At 59.0% G+C, this 422-nt stretch carries 1 protein-coding gene; it reads left to right on the forward strand.

Annotation, left to right across the window (positions count from 1 at the left end):
- A partial coding sequence (locus ACT84W_RS08000) for a GMP synthase (glutamine-hydrolyzing) (RefSeq protein ID WP_444328822.1) occupies nt 1–183 on the forward strand: 183 nt, incomplete at its 5' end.
- Nucleotides 184–422: the final 239 nt, after the last annotated feature.

The following is a 422-nucleotide window of genomic DNA, read 5'->3' on the forward strand; positions in this document are numbered from 1 at the left end:
TACCAGCGCCCGAACATCCTACGCGCGGTCGAGAGCTCCGACGCCATGACCGCCGACTGGGCAAAGATCCCCTACGACGTGCTCGCCCGCATCTCCGGCCGCATCGTCGCCGAGGTCCCGGGCGCGAACCGCGTGTGCTATGACATCACGTCCAAGCCGCCCGCGACGATCGAGTGGGAGTAGGTTGACAGGGTTCTGACCTGCACTTTTGAGTGCCGCACTGTGCTGCTGAGTTTCGTTTCGTACGATAGTCACGGCAAAGCCACCAGCGACATTGGTGAGTAAATACGATAATCTGGCCTCCGTTCCCGTGCTGGGACGGAGGCTTTTTCTTTGCCGTTTTACTCCCTTTCACCTGCGATTTCGCCATTTACTCCCCGTGTTTCAAGACAGCAAGGTACGGTGCGGCATTCGGAGGAATG

Origin of the sequence: Paratractidigestivibacter sp., assembly GCF_052362415.1 — a bacterium.
Classification (GTDB): domain Bacteria; phylum Actinomycetota; class Coriobacteriia; order Coriobacteriales; family Atopobiaceae; genus Paratractidigestivibacter.